The organism is Streptomyces aurantiacus JA 4570 (assembly GCF_000414115.1).
GTDB lineage: Bacteria > Actinomycetota > Actinomycetes > Streptomycetales > Streptomycetaceae > Streptomyces > Streptomyces aurantiacus_A.
Map to the genome: position 1 here is coordinate 1 of NZ_AOPZ01000353.1, position 8,010 is coordinate 8,010.

The 8,010-nt window shown below is 73.5% G+C and carries 10 protein-coding genes; 7 read left to right on the plus strand and 3 right to left on the minus strand.

Annotation, left to right across the window (positions count from 1 at the left end; genetic code table 11):
- On the minus strand, positions 1–634 hold a 634-nt coding region (locus tag STRAU_RS29320), incomplete at its 3' end, for an MFS transporter (protein ID WP_037662722.1).
- A 69-nt stretch (positions 635–703) separates the two neighbouring features.
- Here STRAU_RS29320 and STRAU_RS29325 point away from each other — a divergent pair.
- The 6 genes from STRAU_RS29325 to STRAU_RS44005 all read left to right on the plus strand — a co-directional run bounded on the left by STRAU_RS29325 (position 704) and on the right by STRAU_RS44005 (position 5,084).
- Positions 704–1,234 carry a winged helix-turn-helix transcriptional regulator gene (locus tag STRAU_RS29325; protein WP_016644043.1) on the plus strand — a complete coding sequence of 177 codons (531 nt, stop codon included), beginning with the start codon at positions 704–706 and terminating at the stop codon, positions 1,232–1,234.
- 114 nt (positions 1,235–1,348) lie between these two features.
- Positions 1,349–1,618 carry a DUF6412 domain-containing protein gene (locus tag STRAU_RS29330; protein WP_220450398.1) on the plus strand — a complete coding sequence of 90 codons (270 nt, stop codon included), beginning with the start codon at positions 1,349–1,351 and terminating at the stop codon, positions 1,616–1,618.
- Between the two features lie 109 nt (positions 1,619–1,727).
- The gene (locus tag STRAU_RS29335; protein WP_016644045.1) at positions 1,728–2,492 is read left to right on the plus strand and encodes a YidC/Oxa1 family membrane protein insertase; all 765 of its coding nucleotides are present in this window, start codon (positions 1,728–1,730) and stop codon (positions 2,490–2,492) included.
- 139 nt (positions 2,493–2,631) lie between these two features.
- Positions 2,632–3,489, plus strand: coding sequence for a fumarylacetoacetate hydrolase family protein (locus STRAU_RS29340; protein ID WP_016644046.1), 858 nt, complete (start codon positions 2,632–2,634; stop codon positions 3,487–3,489).
- A gap of 109 nt (positions 3,490–3,598) precedes the next feature.
- Positions 3,599–4,804: a choice-of-anchor A family protein gene (locus STRAU_RS29345; RefSeq protein ID WP_016644047.1), complete on the plus strand. Its 1,206-nt coding sequence runs from the start codon at positions 3,599–3,601 to the stop codon at positions 4,802–4,804.
- Positions 4,794–5,084, plus strand: coding sequence for an LPXTG cell wall anchor domain-containing protein (locus STRAU_RS44005; protein WP_016644048.1), 291 nt, complete (start codon positions 4,794–4,796; stop codon positions 5,082–5,084). Before STRAU_RS29345 ends, STRAU_RS44005 begins: the two co-directional genes overlap by 11 nt.
- Positions 5,085–5,119: 35 nt before the next feature.
- Here the strand turns inward: STRAU_RS44005 and STRAU_RS29350 are convergent, their stop codons facing one another.
- The gene (locus STRAU_RS29350) at positions 5,120–5,560 is read right to left on the minus strand and encodes a heme-degrading domain-containing protein (protein ID WP_037662727.1); all 441 of its coding nucleotides are present in this window, start codon (positions 5,558–5,560) and stop codon (positions 5,120–5,122) included.
- A gap of 95 nt (positions 5,561–5,655) precedes the next feature.
- Positions 5,656–6,738 (minus strand): Gfo/Idh/MocA family oxidoreductase, encoded by a 1,083-nt coding sequence (locus STRAU_RS29355; RefSeq protein ID WP_037662720.1) that lies wholly within the window; start codon positions 6,736–6,738, stop codon positions 5,656–5,658.
- A gap of 56 nt (positions 6,739–6,794) precedes the next feature.
- On the opposite strand from STRAU_RS29355, the gene STRAU_RS40735 reads away from it, so the two are divergent.
- Positions 6,795–8,010, plus strand: a 1,216-nt coding sequence (locus STRAU_RS40735) for an ROK family transcriptional regulator (RefSeq protein ID WP_037662730.1), incomplete at its 3' end; no start/stop codon positions are given.

Here is an 8,010-nt window from a genome sequence, read left to right on the forward strand (position 1 = left end):
GGCCCTCGCGCGGCGCGCGGGACTCGGTGAGCGCGCGGGGTGCGAGGGCGGCGACGCCGAGGGCGAGCGCGCCGAGTGCGGCGTACGGCAGCCGCCAGTTCGCGAGGGTCGTGAGGCCGCCCGCGAACGGCGAGGCCACCGCGATGCCGCCGCTGACGCACGCGCCCCACACGCCCATGGCCCGGATCCGCCCGGGCCCGGCGGGGTACGCGTGCGCGAGCAGGCCGAGGCTGCTGGCGAGGATCGCGGCGCTCGCCACGCCCTGCGCGACGCGGGCCAGCGTGAAGACGAGGGTGGAGTTCGCGAGCGCGCCGAGGGCCGTGGTGACGCCGAGGGCGGCCACTCCGGAGAGGAAGATCCGCCGCCGGCCGTAGTCGTCGGCGAGGCTGCCCGCGACCAGGAGCAGGGCGGCGAGGCCGAGCGGGGCGCCGTTCAGGAGCCATGCCTGGGCGGAGAGGGAGGTGCCGAGGGCGGTCGCCGTGTCGGAGAGCGTGACCATCGGAGCGCTGTACGTCATCAGCGTCAGGGCGGTCGCGGCGCCGGTGACGGCGAGGGTGGCGGCGGGGCGGCCTCCGGCCCGGTGAGCGGGGAGCGTTGACGAGGCGGTGAGTTCATTCATTGAACCTGTGGGCATGTGGGCGACCGTAGCATTCGGAGTTCAATGAACGAACCTTTACTTGGCAAAGTGGCTACAGTGGGGGGCATGGCTCTCGGCAAGGACTACGCGGCGCAGGAGTGCTCCATCGCGCGCACCCTTGAGGTCGTCGGCGAGCGCTGGACGCTGCTCGTCGTCCGTGACGCGCTCTACGGCGTGCGGCGGTACAACGACTTCCTCGTCCACCTCGGCATCCCCCGCGCGGTCCTCGCCGCCCGGTTGCAGACGCTCGTCGACGCGGGCGTCCTGGAGAAGCGGCCCTGCGCGGACGCCCCCCGGCGCCACGAGTACGTGGTGACCGAGCGCGGCCGCGCCCTGTGGCCCACGCTGCGCGCGCTCAGTGCCTGGGGGCGCGACACCTTCGCCGACGGCAGGCCGCTGCGCTACTTCCGGCACGCCCAGTGCGGCACGGAGGTCGGCCTCGCGGGGGAGTGCCCGGCGTGCGGACTCCTCGTACCGCTGGAGGACGTGGAGATGCTGCCCGGCCCCGGGCTCGATCCGGACCCGGCCGATCCGGTCAGCCGAGCGCTGCTCGGGCCCCGCAGGCTCCTTCAGCCGCTCCGGCTCGATCCTGTATAAACGGCAGCAGCACATTCGTACGGAGTACCGGCAGGAGGAGGTGGAGACGTGAGCGGCAACCCGGTCAAGAACGTGATCGGCAAGTGGACCGCCGCGCTGCGCCCCGCCGCCCTGATGCTCTTCCTCCTCGTCGAGACCGTCCTCGCCGACACCGGCAGCCTCTCCGCCGCCGTCGCGCTCGCCGCGACCGCCGCCGCGGGCTCCGCCCTCGCCCTGTGCTCGCTGCTCGCCGCGCGCTGCGCGCCCGCCGTGCCCCGCACCCGGGTGCGCACCGCCATCCGCGACCGCGAGCAACGCACCGCGTTCCTGCCGCAGCGCGATCCCGACGCCCGTGGGCGCACCCGCCCGCGAGCACCCGGCCGTCCCCTCCTGACGGCCGCGTAGGGACTCGGCGCAGCTCCGCTCCCTGACCCCGCGCGGGTCGTCATGCCGACGCACACACGCCTCCGCTGAGGCATTCCCGGCACGACGAGACCCCCCGGAGGGCTCACCCATGTCCGTCTTCGCCAGCCTGGTCGCCGACCTCGCCGACCTGCTCGCACCGCTCTTCCACGCCTCGGCGATGGCCGCCGCCATCGTCCTGGTCACCGCCTGTGTACGCCTCCTCGTCCACCCCCTGTCGCGCGCCGCCGCCCGCGGCCAGAAGGCCCGCGCCAAGCTCTCGCCGCAGATCGCCGAGCTGCGCAAGAAGCACGCCAAGAACCCGGAGAAGTTCCAGAAGGCGCTCATGGAGCTGCACCGCAAGGAGCAGGTGTCCCCGCTGTCCGGCTGCCTGCCCGGCCTCTTCCAGCTCCCCGCCTTCTTCCTGCTCTACCACCTGTTCTCCAGTTCCAGCATCGGCGGCAAGGCCAACGAACTCCTCGACCACAAGCTGTTCACGGCCCCCCTCGGCGGGCGCTTCGCGGACGCGCTCGGCGACGGCGGCCTCTTCGGCTCCTCCGGACTGCTCTACCTCGCGCTCTTCGCCCTCGTCGCCGCGGTCGCGACCTTCAACTACCGGCGTACGAAGCGGCAGATGGCCGCGAATCCGCCTGCCGCGCCCGGCGGCGAGCAGGCGCCCGGCGCGAACGCCATGGCCGCCATGACCAAGTACATGCCGTTCCTGTCGTTCATGACCCTGTTCACGGTGGCCGTGGTGCCGCTGGCGGCCGCGCTGTACGTGGTGACCAGCACGACGTGGAGCGCGGTGGAGCGGGCGTTCCTGTACCGGGACATGCCGACCGGGTCGGGGGCGATGGGCGCTGCGGCCGTTCTGTGACGGTCCTCGCGGGCGCGAAGTGACGGTCCAGTACGTGAACGGGGTCTTGCGGAGCGGACAGTGAGCTTGGAGGATCGACCAACCTCCGATGGCCGCAACCCATCGGCCGGGCCCCAGCTCGACCCAAGGGAGTCAGACCATGAAGCTGCTGCGAGTCGGTACGGCGGGCGCCGAGCGCCCGGCGCTGCTCGACGCCGGGGGCACCCTGCGCGACCTGTCCGGCACGGTCACCGACATCGACGGCGCGCTGCTCGCCGACGACGCCGCGCTCGACCGCGTCCGCGCCGCGGCGGACGCGGGGGCGCTGCCCGTCCTCGACCCGGCCGGGCTGCGGATCGGGCCGCCGCTCGCCCGGATCGGCAAGGTCGTGTGCATCGGCCTGAACTACCACGACCACGCGGCCGAGACCGGCGCCGAGCCGCCCGCCGAGCCGGTCGTGTTCTTCAAGGCGGCGGACACCGTGGTCGGGCCGAACGACACCGTGCTCGTACCGCGCGGCTCGGTGAAGACCGACTGGGAGGTCGAGCTGGCCGTCGTCATCGGGCGCACCGCGCGCTATCTGGAGTCGCACGAGGAGGCGCTCGCGCACGTCGCGGGGTACGCGGTCGCGCACGACGTCTCCGAGCGCGAGTTCCAGATCGAGCGCGGCGGCACCTGGGACAAGGGCAAGAACTGCGAGACGTTCAACCCGCTCGGCCCCTGGCTCGTGACGGCCGACGAGGTGCCGGACCCGCAGGCGCTCGGGCTCAGGCTGTGGGTCAACGGCGAGCTGAAGCAGGACGGCACGACGGCCCAGCAGATCTTCCCGGTCGCGGAAGTGGTGCGCTACGTAAGCCAGTTCATGACGCTGTACCCGGGTGACGTCATCAATACCGGTACGCCGGCGGGGGTCGCCCTCGGGCAGCCCGAGCCGAAGCCGTTCCTGCGGGCCGGAGACGTGGTGGAGCTGGAGGTCGACGGGCTCGGGCGGCAGCGGCAGGAGCTGAAGGGAGCCTGACCCGGAGGGGCTGAGGGGGCCTGACTGGGGGAGGCGGTGAGCGTGTCGCCCGCTACTTTTGTCTGAATTACGCATATTTCCGTGTATGCGAAGAAAACGTTCAGCGTATGTGGCGGCGGCAGTCACCGTCGCGGCCGCCGCCATCGTCGGCGGCCTGGCCGGGCGGGGGGTCGCCGACCCGCTGCCCGGCGGCCTCGGCCCCTGCAAGGGCCCGGCCTGTCCGGACAGGTACCCGGAAGTGAACAACGGCCCCGTGGTCGGCCGCGACGAGAACATCAACGTCTTCGTCGGCGAGAACATGCTGGTGCGCGAGGCGGCCGCGGAGGCCGAGGGCAAGGTCGTCGTGCTCGGCGACTTCGACATGAACAAGCGCGCCGGGGCCTCGCAGGTCTACAACGTGGGCGTGGCGGGCGTCGGCTCCCGGGTGCCGCCGCCCAACGGCTCGGACTTCCTCACCGCGGGCAACGACGTGACGGTCGCCCCCGGGCAGCGGCTGCTCGCGGAGGAGGGTTCGGTCTCCGGAGTCGTACGGTACGGGGACACGCTCACCGGCACGGTCAGGCCGCGCGCGGTCCAGGACCCGGACGCGGCCGACAAGTACGCCGCCCTGCCCGACCGGTTGACGGCCGCCAGCCACTGCTACGCGTACGACAACGGGGCGCCCCGCGAGGTCACGGGCTCGGCGGTCAACAACGGCAGCGAGACCGTGTTCACCGGCGACGGCACGTCCGAGATCCAGGTCTTCAACGTCGACTTCGACATGGTCAGCAGGAGCGGCGGCGACCAGGGCATCTCGTTCCGGAACATCCCGTCCGGCGCCACCGTGCTTGTGAACCTCTTCGGCGACGCCCGCACGGTGCGCACCTACATCGGCGCGCTGCCGGGCGGCCTGCGCGAGCGGCTCCTGTGGAACGTGCCCGACGCGAGCTCGGTGCGGTTCGCGGGCAGCGGGCAGTTCCAGGGGAGCGTGCTCGTGGGGTCGCCGGGGAGCGCGACGACGGTGACGCTGCCCGGCATGAACGGGCGCTTCTTCACGGTGGGTTCGCTCACCCACACCTCGCTGGTCGGCGGCGGCCAGGAGATCCACGCGTACCCGTTCAACGGCGACCTGCCGTCGTGCGCGTCGCCGTCGCCCACGCCGTCGGTGTCGCCCTCGGAGTCGCCGGATCCTGATCCTGACCCTGATCCGGACCCGGATCCGGACCCCTCGGACAGTGACGACCCTGACCCGTCCCCGGATCCGTCGGACAGCGATGGCCCGGGCCCCGATCCCGACCCGGACCCGGACCCGGACCCGTCGGACAGTGGACCCTGACCCCGACCCGGATCCCGACCCGGACCCCGACCCGGATCCCGACCCGTCGGACAGCGACGACCCCTGGCCCAGCCCGGAGCCGTCCGAGTCGTCCTCGCGCCCGCACCCGCACCCGCATCCGCACCCGTCGAAGAGCCACGACGACGAGATGGCCCACACGGGCACGGACACCTCGTCGGGTGAGCTCGCCCTCGTGGGGGCGATCGCCGCGGCTCTCCTCGGCTCCGGTGTCGGGCTCGTGGTGATGGTGCGCCGCCGCGCCCAGGACCAGGCCGAGTGACCGTCAGGGCCGACTGACCGTCAGCCGACTGGCCGTCAGGACGCGGTGAACCGCTCCAGGGCCGCCACCACCAGCGCGTGATCCGCGACCTGGGGGAGGCCCGAGACGACCACCGTGCCGATGACCCCCGCGCCCTCGACCGCGATCGGGAACGCGCCGCCGTGCGCCGCGTACCGGTCGGGGTCGAGGCGCGAGGACTCCTCGAAGGTCGTGCCCTTGGCCCGGAACCGGCTGCCCACCAGGTACGACGAGCAGCCGTACCGCTCGACGACGCGGCGCTTGCGGTCGATCCAGGCGTCGTTGTCGGGCGTCGAGCCGGGCAGCGCGGCGTGGAAGAGCTGCTGGCCGCCGCGCCGGATGTCGATCGCGACCGGCGCCTCGCGCTCGCGCGCCATCTCCACGAGGAGATTGCCGAGCGCCCACGCGTCCTCGTACGTGAAGTGAGGGAGCGTCAGGCGGCGCTCTTGCTCCTCCAGTTCGGGGACGGAGGGGACGGAGGGGGCGGCGGGTGCCGCGGGGGAGGTGGATGCCGCCTGCTCGGAGGATGCCGTCCGCTCCGCGGGCTTCGCGTTCACAGCGTCACCGCCACGCCCTCGCGGGCCGAGCGGCGCGCGGCCTCAAGGACGTCGAGCGCCGCGGCGGCCTCGTGTGCGGTGACCGGGTTGTCGCCCTCGCCGCGCAGGGCGGCGGCCACGGCGGCGTAGTACGCGGGGTAGTCGCCGGGGAGGGTGGGCTCGGGGCGGCCGCCGCCGGTCAGCGGGGACTCGCCGGCGCCGACCCGGCCCCACAGGGCCTCGGGCTCCACGCCCCACGGTCCTTCGTCCGTGGGCCGCTTGCCCTCGCGCAGCGCGGCCTCCTGCGGGTCGAGGCCGTACTTCACATAGCCCGCGGACGAGCCGAGGGCGCGGAAACGCGGGCCGAGCTGCGCGGTCGTGGCGCTCACGTACAGGTGCGAGCGGACGCCGCCCGCGTGCGTGACGGCGATGAACGTGTCGTCGTCGGCCTGCGCGCCGGGGCGGCGGACGTCCGCCTCCGCGTACACGGCCGCCGCCGGGCCGAAGAGGACCAGGGCCTGGTCGACCACGTGGCTCCCCAGGTCGTACAGCAGGCCGCCGATCTCCTCGGGGTCGCCGGACTCGCGCCAGCCGCCCTTGGGCTGCGGGCGCCACCGCTCGAAACGCGACTCGAAGCGCCATACGTCGCCGAGCTCGCCCTCGGCGATGAGCTTCCGCAGCGTACGGAAGTCGTTGTCCCAGCGGCGGTTCTGGAACACGGAGAGGAGCAGGCCGCGCTCGTCCGCGAGGGCGGCGAGCTCGCGGGCCTCGGCGGCGCTGCCCGCGAGCGGCTTGTCCACGACCACCGGCAGGCCCGCCTTGAGCGCGGCCGTCGCGAGCGGTACGTGCGTCTTGTTCGGGGACGCGACGACGATCAGGTCGAGCTCGTCGGCGCGGGCCCACAGCTCGTCGGCGTCGGCCGCGCAGCGCAGGCCGTCGCCGAACTCGGCGCGGGCCTGGGCCTGCCGCTCGGTGTTCGACGTGACGACCGTGTCCAGGGTCAGGCCCTCGGTCGCGGCGATCAGGGGGGCGTGGAAGACGGAGCCCGCGAGGCCGTAGCCGATCAGGCCCACGCGGAGGTCGTTCTTGCCTTCAGTCATGCCTTCTACTTTGGCAACGGTGTTGCCAAAGTGCAAGCGGGGGCGACAATGGGGGTGTGAACAGGGAGAAACGGCGGCCTGGGGCCGGGGTGAATCTGCCGGGGTTGCGCGGGCACAACGCTGCCTTGGTACTCGATCTGCTGCGTACCGCTGGGGCCGCGGGGGCCAGTCGGGGGGAGCTTGCCTCGGGCACGGGGCTTACGCCGCAGGCCGTCAGCAAGATTGTTGCGCGGCTTCGCGGTGACGGGTTGGTGGCCGAGGCTGGGCGGCGGGCTTCCACTGGGGGGAAGCCCCAGACGCTGCTTCGGCTTGTTCCCGGGGCGGGGTACGCGGTCGGGGTGCAGCTTGAGCGGGACTCTTTGGTCGCTGTTCTGGTGGACCTGGCGGGGGTCGTCGTCGCCGAGAGGCGGGCTGCGTTGGACTTCGCGGCTGGGGTCGACGCCGTTGTTGAGGCTGCTGCGGGCGCGGTGACCCTGCTGGTCGGGGCACCTTCGGCTGGCGTTGCAGCAGAGGCGCCCGGCACCGGGGGCTCTCTTTGGGACGGGATCCGCCGTGCGGAACGCCTGCCCACAGCGGGAGCGGAAGCTGCGGCCGTCGGCCGGGCGCCCACAGCGGGAGCGGAAGCTGCGGCTGTCGGCGGGGCGCCCGCAGCGGGGGCGGAGGCTGCGGCCGTCGGCGTGCCGTCCGCAGGGGAAGCGGGAGCCGTCGGCAGGGTCGCCGCAGCGATTGCCGGTGTGCTCGGTGTGGGGGTCGCCCTGCCCGGGCCCCTCGACCACGCTTCCGGGGTGCTGCACCGCGTCACCGGGTTTCCCGAGTGGGACGGGTACCCCCTGCGGGATGCCCTCGTCGGGCGGCTTGGGCTGCCCGTGGCCGTGGACAAGGACACCAATGCCGCCGCGTTGGGGCTGGCGTTGGGTGGGGCCGCGGAGTCGTTCGCGTATCTGCACCTCGGGACCGGGCTCGGGGCCGGGCTCGTGTTGGGGGGCGGGCTGTATCGCGGGGCCCGTACCGGGGCCGGGGAGTTCGGGCATCAGGTGCTGCAGCTGGACGGGCCGCCGTGCGAGTGCGGTGACCGGGGGTGCGTCGAGGCGCTGTGCCTGGCCGCCGTCGCGCGCGGCGACCTCGACGAGGCCGCGCGGGTGCTCGGCACCGCCGCCGGGAACCTCGTCGCGCTGCTCGACATCGACCTCGTCCTGCTCGGCGGGCGGACCGTCGCCGCCGCCGAGGACTTGTTCGTACGCGGCGTCGGCGCCGTCGTCGCCGAGCGCGCCC

Excerpts from the sequence above, each read along its gene's own strand:
- STRAU_RS29355 (WP_037662720.1), bottom strand. The coding sequence starts at position 6,738 with ATGACTGAAGGCAAGAACGACCTCCGCGTGGGCCTGATCGGCTACGGC.
- STRAU_RS29335 (WP_016644045.1), top strand. The coding sequence starts at position 1,728 with ATGTCCGTCTTCGCCAGCCTGGTCGCCGACCTCGCCGACCTGCTCGCA.
- STRAU_RS29330 (WP_220450398.1), top strand. The coding sequence starts at position 1,349 with ATGCTCTTCCTCCTCGTCGAGACCGTCCTCGCCGACACCGGCAGCCTC.
- STRAU_RS29340 (WP_016644046.1), top strand. The coding sequence starts at position 2,632 with ATGAAGCTGCTGCGAGTCGGTACGGCGGGCGCCGAGCGCCCGGCGCTG.
- STRAU_RS29325 (WP_016644043.1), top strand. The coding sequence starts at position 704 with ATGGCTCTCGGCAAGGACTACGCGGCGCAGGAGTGCTCCATCGCGCGC.